The organism is Bacteroides sp. 2_2_4, assembly GCF_000157055.1.
Lineage (GTDB): Bacteria > Bacteroidota > Bacteroidia > Bacteroidales > Bacteroidaceae > Bacteroides > Bacteroides ovatus.
Map to the genome: position 1 here is coordinate 75,187 of NZ_EQ973366.1, position 18,071 is coordinate 93,257.

At 40.3% G+C, this 18,071-nt stretch carries 16 protein-coding genes; 3 read left to right on the forward strand and 13 right to left on the reverse strand.

Going from position 1 to position 18,071, the window contains the following annotated elements:
- Window positions 1-36: 36 nt before the first annotated feature.
- From BSCG_RS06045 to BSCG_RS06025, 4 genes are all read right to left on the reverse strand, one after another.
- On the reverse strand, window positions 37-612 hold the full coding sequence (locus tag BSCG_RS06045) for a porin family protein (protein ID WP_004296378.1): 576 nt from the start codon (window positions 610-612) through the stop codon (window positions 37-39).
- Between the two features lie 200 nt (window positions 613-812).
- Complete coding sequence (locus BSCG_RS06040; RefSeq protein ID WP_004310904.1) at window positions 813-1,244, reverse strand: hypothetical protein; 432 nt, start codon at window positions 1,242-1,244, stop codon at window positions 813-815.
- Window positions 1,245-2,526: 1,282 nt separating this feature from the next.
- Entirely contained in the window at window positions 2,527-3,897 is a 1,371-nt protein-coding gene (locus tag BSCG_RS06030; RefSeq protein ID WP_004310905.1) for an FAD-dependent oxidoreductase, read from the reverse strand.
- 228 nt (window positions 3,898-4,125) lie between these two features.
- Window positions 4,126-5,559, reverse strand: coding sequence for an aspartate ammonia-lyase (locus tag BSCG_RS06025; RefSeq protein WP_008776919.1), 1,434 nt, complete (start codon window positions 5,557-5,559; stop codon window positions 4,126-4,128).
- A gap of 178 nt (window positions 5,560-5,737) precedes the next feature.
- Here BSCG_RS06025 and BSCG_RS06020 point away from each other — a divergent pair, with 178 nt between their 5' ends.
- Genes BSCG_RS06020 through BSCG_RS06010 form a run of 3 tightly spaced genes read left to right on the forward strand, consistent with a single transcriptional unit; the run spans window position 5,738 to window position 9,344 of the window.
- A complete protein-coding gene (locus tag BSCG_RS06020) occupies window positions 5,738-7,048 on the forward strand; it encodes an anaerobic C4-dicarboxylate transporter family protein (RefSeq protein WP_008776920.1) in 1,311 nt (436 codons plus the stop codon).
- Between the two features lie 34 nt (window positions 7,049-7,082).
- Window positions 7,083-8,141, forward strand: coding sequence for an L-asparaginase 2 (ansB, locus tag BSCG_RS06015; protein WP_004296386.1), 1,059 nt, complete (start codon window positions 7,083-7,085; stop codon window positions 8,139-8,141).
- Window positions 8,142-8,156: 15 nt separating this feature from the next.
- A complete protein-coding gene (locus BSCG_RS06010) occupies window positions 8,157-9,344 on the forward strand; it encodes a porin (RefSeq protein WP_004296387.1) in 1,188 nt (395 codons plus the stop codon).
- Window positions 9,345-9,436: 92 nt separating this feature from the next.
- Here BSCG_RS06010 and BSCG_RS06005 read toward each other — a convergent pair whose 3' ends face one another.
- From BSCG_RS06005 to BSCG_RS05965, 9 genes are all read right to left on the reverse strand, one after another.
- Entirely contained in the window at window positions 9,437-9,658 is a 222-nt protein-coding gene (locus BSCG_RS06005; protein ID WP_002558131.1) for a DUF2795 domain-containing protein, read from the reverse strand.
- 73 nt (window positions 9,659-9,731) lie between these two features.
- On the reverse strand, window positions 9,732-10,295 hold the full coding sequence (locus tag BSCG_RS06000; RefSeq protein WP_004302366.1) for a cob(I)yrinic acid a,c-diamide adenosyltransferase: 564 nt from the start codon (window positions 10,293-10,295) through the stop codon (window positions 9,732-9,734).
- A 43-nt stretch (window positions 10,296-10,338) separates the two neighbouring features.
- Complete coding sequence (locus tag BSCG_RS05995) at window positions 10,339-10,962, reverse strand: hypothetical protein (protein ID WP_004302367.1); 624 nt, start codon at window positions 10,960-10,962, stop codon at window positions 10,339-10,341.
- A 107-nt stretch (window positions 10,963-11,069) separates the two neighbouring features.
- Window positions 11,070-11,753 (reverse strand): energy transducer TonB, encoded by a 684-nt coding sequence (locus tag BSCG_RS05990; RefSeq protein WP_004302368.1) that lies wholly within the window; start codon window positions 11,751-11,753, stop codon window positions 11,070-11,072.
- A gap of 245 nt (window positions 11,754-11,998) precedes the next feature.
- Window positions 11,999-13,138 carry a toll/interleukin-1 receptor domain-containing protein gene (locus BSCG_RS05985; protein WP_008776921.1) on the reverse strand — a complete coding sequence of 380 codons (1,140 nt, stop codon included), beginning with the start codon at window positions 13,136-13,138 and terminating at the stop codon, window positions 11,999-12,001.
- 250 nt (window positions 13,139-13,388) lie between these two features.
- On the reverse strand, window positions 13,389-15,521 hold the full coding sequence (locus BSCG_RS05980) for a tetratricopeptide repeat protein (RefSeq protein WP_008776922.1): 2,133 nt from the start codon (window positions 15,519-15,521) through the stop codon (window positions 13,389-13,391).
- A gap of 128 nt (window positions 15,522-15,649) precedes the next feature.
- Entirely contained in the window at window positions 15,650-16,156 is a 507-nt protein-coding gene (locus tag BSCG_RS05975; RefSeq protein ID WP_004302377.1) for a zinc ribbon domain-containing protein, read from the reverse strand.
- A gap of 10 nt (window positions 16,157-16,166) precedes the next feature.
- On the reverse strand, window positions 16,167-16,424 hold the full coding sequence (locus BSCG_RS05970; protein WP_004302378.1) for a hypothetical protein: 258 nt from the start codon (window positions 16,422-16,424) through the stop codon (window positions 16,167-16,169).
- A gap of 12 nt (window positions 16,425-16,436) precedes the next feature.
- Window positions 16,437-17,315: a M48 family metallopeptidase gene (locus tag BSCG_RS05965; RefSeq protein WP_004302379.1), complete on the reverse strand. Its 879-nt coding sequence runs from the start codon at window positions 17,313-17,315 to the stop codon at window positions 16,437-16,439.
- Between the last annotated feature and the right edge of the window lie 756 nt (window positions 17,316-18,071).

Genomic DNA, 18,071 nt, shown 5'->3' on the forward strand with positions numbered 1-18,071 from the left:
ACTCTTTTTCATATACTATGTAAAGTGATAGACTACTTAAAAAATATAGGCCACAGATACTTGCCAAGTCTTAGTCTTATAAGAAGCATTTGTTCCTTCAATATCAGCAGTATTACCCAATGGGATATTGTAATTAGCACCCACCTGCAAATGGTTCAGCAACTTCAAACCGGCACCCACATTGATACCTACTTCAGCTTTCTTCTTATCAATTCCCGATTTCTTTTCAAAATCGAAATAAAAGTCAGGACCTGCAGCCAGATAAATACCCGCCAGACTTCCCAAGCCAATGGTATATTTCAGGTTTACAGGAATATCAATACCGTTTTGTTTAACAGTAATATCATCATTCCCTTCTGAAACTTTGATACCCCGTTGAGCAAAAAGCAAAGATGCATCTACTCCCAACCCTACGATTGGAATATTAAACTCGGCCATCGGACCGATAAAGAAACCTGTGAAATTATCCTTTTTAAAGTTTTCGCTCACATTAGAGAAACTCGCCTTTGACAAGTTCAAACCTCCCTTTACACCAAAGTGTATCTGCGCCTGAGCAGGCATTGCCATAGCTATACATATAGCAATCATTAAAGCACCAAAAATCTTTTTCATAAATTTACGTGTTTATAATTCGGGACAAAGATATATATTTAGATTAAATAAACACAAATTATTGGTTGTTTGTTCATTTAAAGACGTCGTTGTCCCTCCTGACGAACTAATAAGAATTTCTTATAAGTTCGATTTTATCTAATTGGTACGGTTATGAAGCAATTGATATTTTAGCAAATAAGTATTGAATTAATCCGATTTTACTTCCTGATTTTCATACAGATTCTTTTCAGCCAACAGGTACAGCAAGTAGTCTGCCCCAAGACGAGTTCTTTTTCCAACTTCCGCAACCGGTCACATTGTTTCAGCCATTTGATTTGTAAGGTATCATAGAGGATTCCGGCTGCTTTATATCTTGTGATTTCTTTGTCCTGTTTTCCTAAAAGTGATAGGTATATTGAACAAAGTTTTGATTTATCTATGCAATATCGTTCCAGTTTTTCGATATACATCAAGGTAGCCCCTTTTTCATTTCGACTCATAAACTCCTGAACACTGTCATCACTGATGATGTCGATGCCCGACCTTTCGTAGTCCACAGTGATTTCTCGCATCTCTATCAAGACCCAGATATATTCTGTCTCGAATCCGTACTTTGCGGCTGCCTCTTCTATACTAATCCATTGTGCCATAGCGTTTGTTTTTTCATGTGTGATACAAATAAGGGATGAATAATATTTTATTCATGTATATTAGCACAACGGGCATCCACGCTTTTTTGCAGTCTGCCGGGTGGGGATTGGCTAGGTTAAATTGGGGCAATTTATTACCGGCCGAATACAAGAAAGACGCAGATGCTGCTGTACCATTATCCGATCTTAAGGCTAGCTACACCCGCACAAAAGATAATGATAACAGCAGACACCCACGTCAATCGTTTATATATAACACATCTCTTACGAATATGTTGATATACATCCGTTCACGTGGAGTATCTACCGTATCATCTCTCTTTGTTTGGATTGGCTATTTCTAAGATCGAGAGATAATACGCTTTTACTCCATAATGGAAATAAAAACCGCCTTCTGCCTATTCCATCACGCTGATGGGCTGAAAGCGTACGGCAAAGATATATGTTTTTTTTGAAACGCAGTCGAAATATGGAAATAAATACTGGAAGTTATGTATTAAAATGAATCTGACAAAAGACGGCTCTACTTCTCGTTCTTGATTATGGAAATATTTCTCACAAATAAAAGTTATAGCAGTTTTTACCCTCACACCCTCACCCATTGGTTCAATCCCTTTATTCATCGGCATTACAGGTGTGAGGGTAAAAAAATGATGGCAGGGTGAGGGTAACTTTTACCCTCACCCTGCCATCACGTAAGCGCTTCCACTAATCTGCACCTACAACAAACTGTTATCATCTGATATACTGAACATTAATTATTTCCGCAAGAAGTATTAACAGCTATCACCTCAAGTATTAACACTGTAGACTTCAGCCATTAATAGTTGAAAAATCAGGTATTAACACATGGGAAATGGAGTGATAATACCTGATCAATGGTTTAATATCATCTGAAACAACAGGTGAAACGAGCGTATAGATACAGATGAAAGCATCATACCATAATAAGATTGCAAATGGCTTATCCATTAGGAAAGTTCCAGTTTCCAATAGGACGAATGACAGTTTCATATAATGATACTAACAGTTTCCCGGTGAGAGACTATAGTTTCCCCGTAAGGAAACCATTGTTCCCCCATAGGGGAAACTTTAGTTTCAAGCCTGCGAACAGATTGTTTCAAGCCTCTAAACAAATTATTTGAAGCTATAAAACAAATTTAAGCTGCTGACCGGAAATTAGCCAACCAGTAATCACGAGGAAAACACAACTTACCCGACAACTGAAATCAGGATGATCCACACACAGCGTATGCGACTAGAAAGACGTATTCTTACTACTCTATGAGAACAAATCATTCAACGCTTCGCTCATGCTGGGATGAGTAAAGATGAAATCACGCAGGAAAGTATAATCCTGACCTGTTTTCATTGCCATGGCAACTATATTGATGACTTCGCCGGCATCAGGCGCAAACAGCATACAACCTACTATTTTTCCCGTATTCTTATCAATGACAGCTTTCAACAGACCGTCCGTCTCTCCCAATGTCTTTGCTCTCGGTATCGCCATAACAGGCAATTTCTTGATAATCACATCCAAATCCTGCTTACGAGCCTCATCCTCATTCAATCCGATACGCGCCATTGGAGGATCAATAAATACGGAGTAAGCAACCGGATTACGGTCACTTGTTTTCCGCTCCTTATCTCCAAACAAATCTTCACAGATAATCCGATAATCATCCAATGAAATATAAGTGAACTGCAAACCACCTTTCACATCACCCACGGCACGTATATTCGGATTAGTTGTTTTCAGATATTCATCCACAATGATCGCTCCACGTGCGTCCGTCTCCACTCCGGCAACTTCCAGATTAAGATCTTTCGTATTGGGTTTGCGCCCCGTAGCCAACAAGACAGCATCAGCTTCAAGTCCGAACGCTTCACCTGTTTGTGAGTCAGAAAAAACAACGACAGCCCTATTTTCAACATGCCGCACAGATTGTACCTTCACGTTCATCCGAAAAACAATACCTTTTTTCTCCAATGTTTCCTTTACACTTGCAGCAATGTCACGATCTTCACGAGCAATTAGTTCCGGATAACTCTCAAGCACCGTCACCTGCGAACCGAACGAAGCATACATAGACGCAAACTCTAAACCAATATAACCGCCGCCAACAATAACCAGCCGACGGGGAAGATCGGTTAATTCCATGATTGAAGTACTGGTATAAACCAAAGAATTGTCCGCAATTCCTTCAATAGGCGGAATAATTGTTTCCGCTCCGGTGTTGATAATTATTTGCTTTGATGTTAACCATATTTCTTCAGTAGATGTACGGACGGAAACCACATCGGCAGATACAAAAGAACCTACACCTGTATAAACTGTTACATTAGGATGATCTGCCAGATTATGGTAATTCTTATCTCTCAACGCACTTGTCACAGACTCCTTCACAGCAATAGCATTGCGATAAAACTCTCTTCTTTCTTCAAACGTCGAATTCTTCATGCCGGAAGCAATTTTAGCCTGATGAACTAGCGTCTTTGTCGGAATACATCCGATATTGATACACGTCCCTCCATACATTTTATCAGAACGTTCAACAATGGCAACTTTCCGCCCACGTTTTGCAAACTCTGCCGCAAGGGTCTTTCCTCCCTTACCGAAACCGATAATAATAACATCAAATGCATTCATATCTATATAACTTTTAATGGGTTCAAGACTTGCTTATTAGGTTAACAACGAATGATATTGCAAAGTTCGTCGCTTTCGAAGTAATAAACAATAACCATTTCGCCGGATGAATTAGCAATTATTCCCGTATAAGGTCAAAGTAATAAATAATCAAAAATCGCCGGAACAGATCAATGATTTGCCCGGCGATATCTCATCTTAAACCAATCTCCACTTACTATATATCAATCAACGATTCGGGTGAATGTCCAACTTCACCGGTTTAATCATATTTTCCGGTTTTAAGATAGTATCCAGGTCTTCCTTGGAAAGAATGTTATGTTCCAAAACAAGTTCATAAACTCCCTTCCCTGTTTCCAATGCTTCTTTGGCTATTTTAGTAGAGTTCTTATATCCGATCACCGGATTCAGGGCTGTCACTACTCCAATGCTGTTATGCACATCTCTCCGGCATTTTTCTTCATTAGCCGTAATGCCGTCGATGCATAAGGTGCGCAAAGTGTCAAAACCATTCATCAACAAATCGGCAGACTCGAAACAGCATTGTGCCATCACCGGCTCCATTGCATTCAGTTCCATTTGAGCTGCTTCACCGCTCATGGCCACACAAAGGTCATTTCCTATTACCTTGTAGGCCACCTGGTTCATCACTTCAGGAATCACCGGATTCACTTTTCCGGGCATGATGGATGAGCCCGGCTGCATTGCCGGCAGATTGATTTCTCCCAATCCACAACGCGGACCGGAAGCCAGCAACCGCAAGTCGTTACATATCTTATTCATTTTAACAGCAATACGCCTCATCACTCCCGAATAACCTACCATGCAGGAAGTGTCCGAAGTAGCTCCCACCAAATCGTCTGCTAGTTTGATATCCAATCCCGTAATCTTGCGCAAAGCGGCAATGCACTTCTCCGCATATTCCGGTTCGGCAGTGATTCCTGTTCCAATGGCTGTTGCTCCCATATTGACTGCCAGAAAATCCTGTGCAGCAAAATCAAGGTTCTTTATTTCATGTGACAAAATACTTGCAAAGCCATTAAAAGTTTGCCCAAGAGTCATCGGTACGGCATCTTCCAATTGGGTACGCCCCATTTTGATGACATGTGCAAACTCATTCGCTTTCTTCCGGAAAGACTCGATCAGAACCTCCAAATGCTTAACCAATTTCAAATGAGTATAATACAGTCCAATGTGAATGGCTGTAGGATAAGCATCGTTGGTAGATTGTGAACGGTTGACGTGATCGTTAGGCGAACAGAATTGATATTCTCCCCGCTGATGCCCCATCAGTTCCAATGCCCGGTTGGCAATCACTTCATTGGCATTCATGTTGGTGGTCGTACCGGCTCCTCCCTGAATCATATCTACGGGGAACTGCTCGTGATGCTTTCCTTCGAGTATTTCTTTACAGGCTCTCAAGATAGCATCCGCTTGTTCTTCAGTCAATAAGTCCAGTTCACGGTTGGCAACGGTGGCTCCCATCTTCGTAATAGCCAATGCCTGAATGAACAAAGGATATTCATTCAAATGAAACTTGCTGATGCGAAAGTTTTCAATGCCACGGAGTGTCTGTACTCCATAAAGTGCACTTTCCGGCACTTCACGACTACCTATCAGGTCACTCTCTGTACGAGTTTTTTTTGATAAATTTTGTTCCATATCGGTTGTTTTATAGTAATAACGTTTTCGTTAGTTCTTATAATAACCAACCAACGATGTTATTGTTTTAATAAATATGCAAAAACTATTCAAAGACTTTTTTGTTGTAAATAGAAGAAAAAGAAAATACAAAGAGAAGAATCGCTTATCTTTGTTTTTGAATTTAAAACAGCAATCTATGATATTACAATTAGCATTTGTTCTGACAGCCATTATTATTGGCGCACGCCTGGGAGGTATCGGACTTGGCGTAATGGGAGGCGTAGGGTTGGCAATACTCACGTTCGTTTTTGGTTTACAACCCACTGCGCCTCCCATCGACGTTATGTTAATGATTGCCGCCGTAATCTCTGCCGCTTCCTGTATGCAGGCGGCCGGAGGTTTGGACTATATGGTGAAACTGGCAGAACATTTGCTTCGTAAAAATCCTTCACACGTCACTCTGCTTAGTCCGCTGGTGACTTACCTCTTTACTTTTGTAGCCGGAACCGGACACGTGGCTTATTCCGTACTGCCGGTAATTGCAGAGGTTGCCACCGAAACAAAAATCCGTCCGGAACGTCCGTTAGGTATTGCCGTCATCGCTTCCCAGCAGGCCATTACGGCAAGTCCGATCTCTGCCGCTACCGTGGCACTTCTCGGACTTTTAGCCGGATTCGACATTACCCTGTTCGACATTCTCAAAATTACGATTCCCGCCACCATCATTGGAGTGTTGGTAGGCGCCTTGTTTTCCATGAGAATCGGTAAGGAACTGGTGGAAGATCCCGAGTATCAGAAAAGATTGAAAGAAGGTTTATTCAACAATAAAAAGGTGGAGATTAAAAGTGCCAAGAACAAACGTTCGGCAATGATTTCTGTTATCATCTTTATATTGGCAACTGCTTTTATCGTGCTTTTCGGTTCTTTTGAAGGAATGCGCCCCAGTTTCCTGATTGATGGGGAAATTGTCACCTTGGGAATGTCTTCTATCATCGAAATCGTGATGTTGTCGGCTGCCGCAATTATCCTGCTAGTAACGAAGACAGACGGGATCAAAGCAACGCAAGGTTCTGTATTTCCGGCAGGTATGCAGGCGGTGATTGCCATCTTCGGTATTGCCTGGATGGGAGATACCTTTCTTCAGGGAAATATGGGACAGCTGACTCTCTCTATCCAGGGAATTGTGCAACAAATGCCGTGGTTGTTCGGTGTCGCCCTGTTTGTGATGTCTATCCTGCTATATAGCCAGGCTGCCACTGTACGGGCACTCGTCCCTCTGGGCATTGCGTTAGGGATTTCTCCTTATATGCTGATCGCTTTATTCCCGGCCGTGAACGGATATTTCTTTATTCCGAATTATCCTACCGTGGTGGCTGCGATTAATTTCGACCGTACCGGGACAACAAAAATCGGCAAATATGTGTTGAATCATTCGTTCATGATGCCCGGTCTGGTATCGACCGTTGTGGCTATTGCACTAGGTTTGCTTTTTATACAAATATTCTAATAGATCATATTATTAACCTAAACATCATTCAGTTATGAAACAATTCAAAAGCTTTGGACTGGTAGTAGTCACACTACTGTTTTCCGTAACTATGGCATTCGCCGCAAAACCGAATATTCATATTCTTGCTACGGGAGGAACCATCGCAGGTACGGGAAGCTCGGCTACCGGAACCAGTTATACGGCAGGACAAGTTGCCATCGGCGCACTGCTCGATGCTGTACCCGAAATTAAAGACATCGCCAACGTAACCGGAGAACAGATTGTCAAAATCGGTTCGCAGGACATGAACGACCAGGTTTGGTTGACGCTTGCCAAGAAAATCAATGAACTACTGAAACGCCCGGACATTGACGGCATCGTGATTACTCACGGAACAGACACCATGGAGGAAACTGCTTACTTCCTGAATCTGACTGTCAAGAGTGACAAACCGGTGGTATTAGTAGGCGCCATGCGTCCGTCTACCGCTCTAAGTGCCGACGGCCCGTTGAACCTTTACAATGCCGTTGTTACCGCAGCCGCAAAAGAATCGAAAGACAAAGGGGTATTGGTTGCCATGAACGGCCTGATCCTCGGAGCGCAGAGCACGGTTAAAATGAATACGGTCGATGTACAAACTTTCCAGGCTCCCAACTCCGGCGCACTGGGTTATGTACTGAACGGAAAAGTGTTCTACAACCAAGTAACGCTAAAGAAACATACTACCCAGTCCGTTTTTGATGTCACTCATCTGAACGCGCTTCCTAAAGTAGGTATCGTGTACAGCTATTCCAACATTGAGGCCGATATGGTAACTCCGATGCTTAGCAACGGGTACAAAGGCATCATCCACGCAGGAGTAGGAAACGGAAATATTCACCAGAACATCTTCCCGGTACTGACGGATGCCCGCCAAAAAGGTATTCTTGTCGTTCGTTCTTCCCGTGTCCCGACCGGACCCACCACACTGGATGCAGAGGTGGACGACGCCAAATATCAGTTTGTGGCTTCGCAGGAACTGAACCCGCAGAAATCTCGTGTTTTGTTAATGCTTGCACTAACAAAAACTACAGACTGGAAACAGATTCAGCAATATTTCAACGAATACTAAAAACCTGACTTACTTATGAAAAAATGGATATTCATGCTGCTCCTCGCGGGTAGCATACAGGGAATATATGCTCAAAAAACAGAGAAAAAGGAGAAATTCAATCCGAACACTCCCCTGTTTGAAGAGCTGACAGACGTGAAAAAGAAAACAGATAAATTCAATCTTTATCTGAATATGCAAGGGAGCTTTGACGCTCATTTCCAGAATGGTTTTCAGGAGGGTGACTTTAATATGCACCAGCTTCGTATCGAAGCCAAAGGAAATATCAACAACTGGCTGTCTTACCGCTATCGTCAGCGCCTCAACCGCTCGAACGATGCAAACGGCATGATTGATAACCTCCCGACTTCTATCGACTATGCCGGAATCGGTATCAAGCTGAATGACCAGTTTAGTCTTTTTGCAGGAAAGCAATGTGCCGCATACGGTGGTATCGAGTTCGACCTGAATCCGATTGACATCTATCAATACAGTGATATGATTGATTACATGAGTAATTTCATGACCGGATTGAATGTGGGTTATAACATTACTCCCGAACAGCAGCTTAACCTGCAGATATTGAACAGCCGTAACAGTTCTTTCGATAATACTTACGGAATCACAGAAGATGCCGAAGGTAATCTCCCCGATCTGAAATCGGGCAAAATGCCACTGGTTTATACATTAAACTGGAACGGTAATTTCAATAATGTATTTAAAACCCGTTGGTCGGCTTCTGTTATGAACGAGGCCAAAAGTCACAATATGTATTATTATGCTTTAGGTAACGAGTTGAATCTTGGAAAATGGAATGCTTTTGTCGATTTCATGTATTCAAAAGAGGATATTGACCGGAAGGGAATCATTACCAGTATCGTAGGTCGTCCGGGCGGTCATAATGCTTTTGATGCGAACTATCTTTCGGTTGTTGCCAAGTGTAATTACCGCTTTCTTCCGAAATGGAATGTTTTTGTGAAGGGTATGTACGAGACGGCTTCCGTAGGCAAGGCGTCCGAAGGTATAGAAAAGGGAAATTACCGTACCTCCTGGGGATATCTGGGCGGTATCGAATATTACCCGATGGAAACCAATCTGCACTTCTTTGTTACCTACGTAGGACGTTCGTATGATTTCACTTCCCGCGCCAAGGTGCTGGGACAGGAGAATTACAGTACTAACCGTATTTCTGTAGGATTTATCTGGCAGATGCCTGTATTCTAATTCTAAAGCAAGAAACCGAGATGACAATAAAAAATACCCGATAGCTTCTTACAACAGTTATCGGGTATTCTTATATGTTCGGTCTTTTTAAATCAATACTCTTCCTCGTTAAAGAAGAAATCCTCCTTACTAGGATAATCCGGCCAAATATCTTCGATACTCTCATAGATTTCGCCCTCATCTTCCATCTCTTGGAGATTCTCAATAACTTCAAGAGGAGCACCCGAACGCATGGCATAATCAATCAATTCGTCCTTGGTTGCCGGCCAGGGAGCATCTTCAAGTTTTGATGCTAGTTCCAATGTCCAATACATAATCTTGAGTATTTAAAATGAATACTAAATTTGTCTCGTTTTCTATTTTTCGGCAAAAGTATAATAAAATCTATCATTTCCAACTATTATCCCAAAATATTTCATTATTTTGCTCATCAAAATTAATTTTTCGGGATAATACAAACAAATAATCTGATAATCTGTTGACAAATGCTAATACTTCGGGAGAAATTGTACAAGTTTCGGATAAAGCCAGAATACGTCTCTCGGCTCTCCTGCAAATAGTACGGCAAACATGACAAACGGCTGCTCCACGACTCCCGCCGGGAATGATGAAAGCGCAAAGTTCGGGCAGTTGTTCGTCCAGCTTATCAATCTCCCGCTCAATATTCTCCACGTTTTCGGGAGTTATGATGCTGGCAGCCTTCAGTTGCGTTTTTTCCTGGTCGGTGGCCAGATGTGAACCGATGGCAAATAGCTTATGCTGAATACTCAAAATGAAATCACGGTCTGATTCATCTTGCAGATAGGTATTCAACCATCCTAGATGAGAATTTAGTTCATCCACAGTTCCGTAAGCTTCCAGACGGATATGGGTCTTTGGAACGCGACTTCCGCCGACAAGACTGGTAGTTCCTTTATCTCCGGTCTTTGTATATACAAGGCTCTTTTTCATAATCTTCTTTTTTACTTATTATAAGGTAAACGTACAAAGGTTCTTAGAAGTTGACAATATACTGCTGTTTTATCTTCGTTTTATCAAAAAATAGTAAACCGACGTCGTAGAGGTCAAAGGTGATGCCTACTCTTTCATCAGCCTGCAGCTTTTTCCAAAGTGCTTTCATCTCTTTGGAATAGCAGATGCCATGGACTACAAATACACTTTTAGGAGTGGCACGATGTGCACAAACCCGGAAGACTTCTTCCAGTAAGTCGGGATTCCGGTAGTCATTCAGATACAAAAAGTCGACTGAAGTGTCTGCATCCAGAAACAGTTCCGACAAGTCGGAAGCAAAAAGGTAGGAAGCCGATGGTTTAGCAGACTGTAAGTAGAGGGTTGTGGAGGAAGGACGCCCAACTTCTATAATCGTATCAGGCTGTACTCTGTTCACCAACCGGAACAGGAAACGGTTTACCTTTTGAGAACCTTTAGTCCACCCACGCTCTCTTATCATCTTTTTCTGTTCTTTTTTCAAAGAAGAATAGGCATAGTAAGGCATCTTCTCATAAATCACATCGGTAATCAGACTAAAAGCAAAAGGGGAATGTACGCCATATCCGCAACGATAACGAAAGCGGGAAAGCCAGATAAAAGGTCTTTTTATACAGAGTAGAAGATTCATAAAACAATCATTCGTATTTTTATTCTCCCGACAAAGATATATTTTTTTATTGAAAAAGGGTCGGTTCCCATAAAGAACCGACCCTCATACTCATTTATTCCAAGTTACTACTGTAGTCTGAATGATACCGGTACAGTAAATTTCACTCGTACTTTCTTACCATTTTGCACTCCGGGAGTCCATTTCGGCATAGAACTTATCACGCGGATAGCTTCTTTATCCAAATAAGGATCAACCCCTCGCACAACTTCAGGATTGGAAATCGTTCCGTCTTTGTCTACAACAAACTGAACAATGACTTTTCCTTGTGAACCAGTTTCCTGCGAAATCGTTGGATATTTGATATTACTACTTAAATATTTCATTAAAGCAGCTGTACCTCCAATAAACTCCGGCATGACTTCAACACTTACGTGAATAACGTCTTCAACTACCGTTTCTGTTTCTACCACTGGGGGTATCCAAATAACATCATGAACTGCATTCATATCCTCTGACACTGTAGAAACGTTATCCGTCACCTCCATATTGTTTTCCACTATTTCGAACAATTCTGTTACCTTAGTTTCGGGAGGAGGAGGCGGTTCCAGTTTCTCTTCAGGGAATGTGATTGGAACTAGCTCTGTTACAAAGATGGATTCATCATCTGGTGATAGTGCTGCAACTCTGACATCATGTTGTGTCCATTCGAACGAAACGAACATGAAGGCTAGCGCAACAACCAAACCCATCAACAACCAAGAACCCCGTTGATTCTCAATTGCAGCCTTTTTTGATTTCTTGGCTTCCATAAAAAATGTGTTTAAGTAATTAATAATAGAAAATATATAGTATATATACTACTTTTCGTTTTTCCTCTTAAGCATTACTTAAAGTGCTCTCTCGCTGCAATAAATATAATCGTTTTATGGATAGGTTGTTACGACGTCTCTTGTTTATTTTATTCTTTTCTCTTCTTTTGGATAAAATTTATGAATAATTCGGCTTTAGTGAGTTTAGTATGAGTAAACGTTTCTATACCACTATTTTTCATATCTCAATATTGAACATAAATTGTACTAAGACCAGTATGACCGGACGCCTGCAATGAATCTCCAGAATAGGTCAGATGCATAGAGATTCCGTTATAATCAATTTTCACCGGATAAGACACCTGCTGCCGGTCTATTGGAATGAGTACATCGAGTATACCTTCATCGTTCGTTTTCACTTTCAGAAAGCCAAAGTCGAATGTTACACCTATAAGTTGCTTTTCCGTTTCATTATCTACAATACAGTATTGAATATGCCCAAACGTTTCAGGATTCCGTTGAATAGGCAATGCCATCTTTGAAGTAATAGATACGATTGTGTCCAACACATAGCAACCATAAGCCTTTGCAACAATTCTCATATTCTGTCCTTTATACTTTCCCGGAATGTTGGGAAACAAAACAGCATTATCCAAATCTTTTAGAACCACTGTGCGTAGATCATTTTCACCTAGAAACAGATACAGACTGTCTGTTTCATCGGCACTAAGTGGGAGAGCCTTGCAAGGTGTTTGTGATAATTGCACTGCTAAATCGAAAGGACGTGAATGAATTGCGTTCACTGCCAGTCCGATGATAATGGAAAGAACAACAATCATCAAAGCGACCAGCTTAACGAGAAAATGCTTTCGACGGTTCCATAATACGCCAAAGTCCACATCAAGCATTCTTGCCACAAGACGGATAAATGCTTGATGGAAACGTATCGCATGGAATCTTGAATTTTCCGCCTGCACATCAATCCCCAAAAGTTCCAATCCGCCTAACGTCAGTTGAGCATGAAAACATTCCCGATCTTTGGAATGAGGAATACCGTCAATGATAAAAGGTATAATCTCTCTTTCGCGTCCCTTCGAGCGGAAGTAGGCAATCTCCTCCCCTACATATTTCGATTGTGCCGAATTCGGCGAACAAATGACAATCAGATATTTCGATTCATCCAATTTATGATGCAGTTCGTCACTAAGTACACCACTCGTCAGTTCATCAGCATCACGAAAGACTTTAAACCGTTTAGGTGCCTCCGGCTTCATTTTCTGAATCATTGTCGGCAAATTGTACGATTCTAATAAAAACTGTAATCGCTTCGCCGCCTTAATGTCCGTATGACGATAGCTAATAAAAGCAAAAAAAATGTGTGCCATTTCGTCTGATTTCTATTTAAAATTAACCACATTTGATAACATTCCACTATTTTTTCTTTTTCCTACACATTCATGGGATATATCTGCAATTGCATGCCTATCATATTATTGTTCAAATCAAAAACATTAATATATTTGTTTCTATCCTCCATCAGCACACTCAAGAACAATATAGTTTTCTGACATTCCTCGCTCAAAAGCGAAAGATCTTTTCGGTGATGGTTCCTAATATAATATGAGTTTTCATAAATTATTTTGTTGTTTCAGGAGATTGTAATACCTTACTATTAGCAACATTAATCAAATCCATAATTTCCTTTGTCAAAGGATGATTTTCACCATAAACAGACAAACGGATTTTCAAGGACTTCTCATAATAGTTCAGAGCTTTGGATTTGTCACCTTGAATTATATACAAACTCCCTATACTATAATAACTCAAAGCTACCTCAGGATGGTTCTCACCAAAAAGAGACAAACGGATTTTCAAAGACTCTTCAAAATAATATAAGGCTTTAGAATAATCTTTTTGAGCAAAATATACTTCTCCTATATGATCATAAATAGAAGATACTTGAGAATGATTTTCACCATAAACTGACAAAACTATTTTCAAAGACTTTTTAAAATAATCCAAAGCTTTGAAATCATCTCCTTGAACGGAATATATTTCTCCTATATCATTGTAAACAGAAGCTACTCGGGAATGATTTTCACCATAAACTGACAAACGAATCTTTAAAACCTCCTCAAAATATTCCAAAGCCTTAGAGTAATCCCCTTGAGCAAAATACACATACCCAATATTATAATATCCGGAAGCTACAGAAGGATGGTTCTCACCAAAAAACGACAAATCCAATTTCAAAGACTTTTTAAAATAATCCAAAGCTTTAGAATAGTCATTTTGAGCAAAATATATCTGTCCTATATAACTGTAACTTGTAGCTACAGCAGGGTGGTTATCTCCATTAAGCAACAAAAATATTTTCAAGGCCCCTTCAAAACAGACCAAGGCTTTGGAGTAATCTCCTTGATTTGAATATACACGTCCCATACCAATAGATACATTGGCTATTCCCCATGAAGCGTTCTCACCGTAAATCATCAAATAGATATTCAAAGACTTTTCATAATATTCCAAAGCTTTAGAACAGTCATCTTGAGCGAAATATATCTGTCCCATACGTTCATAATCATTAGCCACAATTTCATCATTTTCGCCATAAACAGATAGCCGAATCTTCAAAGACTTTTCATAACATTCCAAAGCTTTAGAATAGTCATCTAGCTTCTCATATATTCCCCCTATTATAATGTAACTAGTTGCTTTGTATGTATCATTGTCTGTTGTATTCAATGCAGACAACTGATAATTCATAGCCCGATTGTAATCAGCCATATAATCTTCTTCAAACCTTCCCGCTGCAATCAAATAATCCCAATTTGTTGGAGCAGCTTTCGTGAGAATCTCATAATAATGCGAAACCGAATCATTCAAATGCTGCATCTTGAATGATTCGATAGCAGTCTCCATTTTCCCAAACCATTGACTGCGTTGTTGTATCAACCGTTGTTGTTCTGACAGTCCTCTAGCTAATTCAAGCTTGGCTTGTTCTACTTTTGCGTCCGCATTCCGTTGCTGTTGTTCAATCACCTTCCAGGCCTCCTCGGCTCCGCCGGGCATAGACTCGCGTATCAAGTCATTAAGCGCCTTCCATTCTCCGTTTTTTTTCAGTTTATAGATTCTCAGTTCCAAAGAGTCCAAGCTCTGATAATCGGTCAGTGCCAGCTCTCCAGCTAGTTCCTTGATAACCTCATCTATCTTATCCTCATTGTTGATGTAGTCAAGATAAAGTTTGCGGATGCTATCACACTCCGCTTTCAGACGTGCATAATGTACATCCGACTCGCTCAATTCTCCAAGATGCTTATTCAGTTCATTGCGTAGTTTACGTAAAGATAACGACTGCTCTTCATACTTTTCTTTCAGTAACTCATACCGCTTCTTATACTCCATCTCCTTTTCTTCTGGTGTTATCAACGAGACTTCCAAGTCATTGGCAGATATAAATAGTCGTTTACCTTTCGATGGCGAAGCCAACATATACTTGGAACCTTGTGGCACACGCACGGCTGTCAGTGTATAACTACCTGCCTTATCCGTGACCTTCACCTTCAACGAAAATCGTCCGTCCTTATCGCTTGCTTTATTAGCTTCCCCCGACACAATAACTTGTACACCCTGCACCGGAATGAAAGGATCGGAAGCCGAACGGGTAACCTTGCGGACTATCCCCTTCTGGGTATGAACCTGTGCTGTAACTCCCAATACCATGAAGATGGCAAAAAGGAATGCTGTTATCAAACGTAATTTACTCATGTCATTTTCATTATAACTATAGAATTATCTAGAATCTTACCTTTATTATTCTTATAGTCCTTGCTACTTGCCTTTACTATTTTATTCATTAAAAGCGATGGTTTAATAAAACCATCGCTTTTAACTCCTTACAATGCCTGTCCACATTCCGAACAAAATTTTGCACCTTTGATATTCCGATATCCGCAGTTCGTACAGAATACCATACCGTTAATATCCAAATTCAGAGTTGTAAAAGAATCCCGATTTTTTAGCACCTCTTCAGCTATTTCGAGCGCCTTATCATCAAGTTTGGACTGTTGTACTATCCCCCAAATTTGCGTGATAAGTACCGGCCAGAAGAATAGCATAGAAATGATAGTAGGAATAGCTTGTTGCCCAAAGATCCCTATCCCAGCCTCAAACGCTATTGCATTATCTTTAGGTATCAAGCTGACTTTCAATGCAGACTTCAAACCAAGTACAGCTTTAAATAAACCGCCCTTTGATATAGAAATATCAACACCACCACTTAATAAATTATCTATTTGTACCTCAAACTGCTCGGCCGCAAATTCTGTTTTTATTTGTTCAGCAATAACAGGAATCAAAGAAGGATTGCCCTGAAGTATCTTTTTTGTTGCAAATGTTCCCATAATTCTATTTTTAAAAGTGTAATGACTGTAATGCATGATATTGGCTCGTTGTAAATAACACACCGGCTTCAACAAGCAATTCTTTAATTTCACGCTGTTGCTCTTCCGTATAGTTCTTTTCCATAGACTTCAATATAGAAACAATTCTTTCAGACTGTTCCTTGATCTCCTGTTCAGTAACTATACCATCTTCCATAATCTTCTTGAATGTGGGCTGGTTCATGACCGCCTCGTCTAAATTCAACATTCCTTGTTCATTAAAAAACATAAGCTATTATATTTAAAGTTTATTTCCACAATGTTTGCAATAGGTCCAGCCATCCACTATCGGTTGTTTGCAATTCGAGCATACCTTGCCTGATTTTTCTGCCGAAAGATGATCTACTATAGTCTTATATTGAGAACTTTTTCCCCATTTCAAGATTTCCTTAACCCGCACAGCCGAGAACGGATGATTCTGATTCATTATTGCCGCTACCTGCAATGTCTTATTCCATAATCCGTCATTACGGATAGCCTCATATTGGTCTGCCTGTTTAGCCCACTCCTCCATATCGATATTCTTTGTTATAGAAGTCGGACCTCCGGATAGACGAGCCATCGTGCTTGCCACTATGGCCGGAGTAGTCACAATACTGGCAGCTCTGTCACAGGACAACTCACTTTTACGTTCCCAATACAAAATCGCATATTGAAGAGGAGCTCCCAAACTCCCCAAAACGCCCAGCGAATCCAGACCATCCATCACATAATGAGCTATAGAATGATACAAGACATGATGACAAAGGATATGCCCGCATTCATGGGCAATCACTGCATCCAACTCCTCTTCGGTCATCATATCAACCAAACCGGAAGTGATCGTTATAAAAATCTTTGTATCGCCAAAGGTCCATGCGTTAGGATTAGGATCCATAGAGAGATAGAACTCCGGTTGCTCAATACCCAACTTTTTACAAATCGGTGGCAGACGATTATACAGTTTCGGCAATTGACTCGGTGATAAACGAATTGCAGACGCCATATTAACGCCATATTGCAGTTGTTCCAATCCCATTGACATTAACTTTTTCACTAGGGTCGGGAATCCGGGAATACTTTCCAACTGCCTCAATGCAGCTGCATCCTCAGGATGAATAAAATCTGTTGCTTTAATCATGGTTATCAATATTAATATCTATTGTTTTTATGACCTTCATTACAAAACATATCAAGTTCAGTCTTTTCATATCACTGGTATACGCAACAAACTCCTCGTAAGCACCACAGGTTAAAATCCTGATATACAATAAACCGGAAACATAAAAAGAATTATGCGAATAAATTCTTCATTTATCTGATAAAATAAGAAAGCAGCACGATAATCAGTATTAGCTTTTAACAGATACAAATATCATGCTGCTAAAATGTTGTCCTTGTGCAGTCCTTTCATTGGCGATTTCAGAGACCTGGACAAACATATTCTCCATATTCTAGTTCACCGCATCATCATTACAAGTCTCAAATATAACGAATAATATAGCAAGAAAAAATTACAAAAGCCCCAATCATGTCTAAACAGACCAAAAACAGAACTATTGATGCGAAAAACATGTCTATCATGACATTTTTTATTTTGCAAATCACAACAACAAAAAGATAGCATTCATTATAAATATATTATTTATATCTTTCATCTTTCACCGAAAGTCACAAATCCTTTTGTTCATCGTACTTTCAAACCATTGACAGTTCTTTTTCAATCTATCACCCAATCTTTCATCTTTCACCACTTATCACATTCAAAGGAACAGCTATTTCTTTCCTGAACTATTAATAGATAAGTTCCTTTTCATTAATAGAAAACTTATTCCTCACCTGATTCAAACTATAAATGCAAGTTCCGTTTTTATAAATGAAAGTTTCATTTATAAAA

Bases quoted from the DNA above. Each gene is read 5' to 3' on its own strand.
- BSCG_RS06020 (WP_008776920.1), top strand. From the start codon at position 5,738: ATGATATTACAATTAGCATTTGTTCTGACAGCCATTATTATTGGCGCA.
- BSCG_RS05980 (WP_008776922.1), bottom strand. From the start codon at position 15,521: ATGAGTAAATTACGTTTGATAACAGCATTCCTTTTTGCCATCTTCATG.
- BSCG_RS06040 (WP_004310904.1), bottom strand. From the start codon at position 1,244: ATGGCACAATGGATTAGTATAGAAGAGGCAGCCGCAAAGTACGGATTC.
- BSCG_RS05965 (WP_004302379.1), bottom strand. From the start codon at position 17,315: ATGATTAAAGCAACAGATTTTATTCATCCTGAGGATGCAGCTGCATTG.
- BSCG_RS05995 (WP_004302367.1), bottom strand. From the start codon at position 10,962: ATGAATCTTCTACTCTGTATAAAAAGACCTTTTATCTGGCTTTCCCGC.
- ansB (WP_004296386.1), top strand. From the start codon at position 7,083: ATGAAACAATTCAAAAGCTTTGGACTGGTAGTAGTCACACTACTGTTT.
- BSCG_RS05990 (WP_004302368.1), bottom strand. From the start codon at position 11,753: ATGGAAGCCAAGAAATCAAAAAAGGCTGCAATTGAGAATCAACGGGGT.
- BSCG_RS06010 (WP_004296387.1), top strand. From the start codon at position 8,157: ATGAAAAAATGGATATTCATGCTGCTCCTCGCGGGTAGCATACAGGGA.
- BSCG_RS06000 (WP_004302366.1), bottom strand. From the start codon at position 10,295: ATGAAAAAGAGCCTTGTATATACAAAGACCGGAGATAAAGGAACTACC.
- BSCG_RS05985 (WP_008776921.1), bottom strand. From the start codon at position 13,138: ATGGCACACATTTTTTTTGCTTTTATTAGCTATCGTCATACGGACATT.
- BSCG_RS05975 (WP_004302377.1), bottom strand. From the start codon at position 16,156: ATGGGAACATTTGCAACAAAAAAGATACTTCAGGGCAATCCTTCTTTG.
- BSCG_RS06045 (WP_004296378.1), bottom strand. From the start codon at position 612: ATGAAAAAGATTTTTGGTGCTTTAATGATTGCTATATGTATAGCTATG.
- BSCG_RS06030 (WP_004310905.1), bottom strand. From the start codon at position 3,897: ATGAATGCATTTGATGTTATTATTATCGGTTTCGGTAAGGGAGGAAAG.
- BSCG_RS06025 (WP_008776919.1), bottom strand. From the start codon at position 5,559: ATGGAACAAAATTTATCAAAAAAAACTCGTACAGAGAGTGACCTGATA.
- BSCG_RS05970 (WP_004302378.1), bottom strand. From the start codon at position 16,424: ATGTTTTTTAATGAACAAGGAATGTTGAATTTAGACGAGGCGGTCATG.
- BSCG_RS06005 (WP_002558131.1), bottom strand. From the start codon at position 9,658: ATGTATTGGACATTGGAACTAGCATCAAAACTTGAAGATGCTCCCTGG.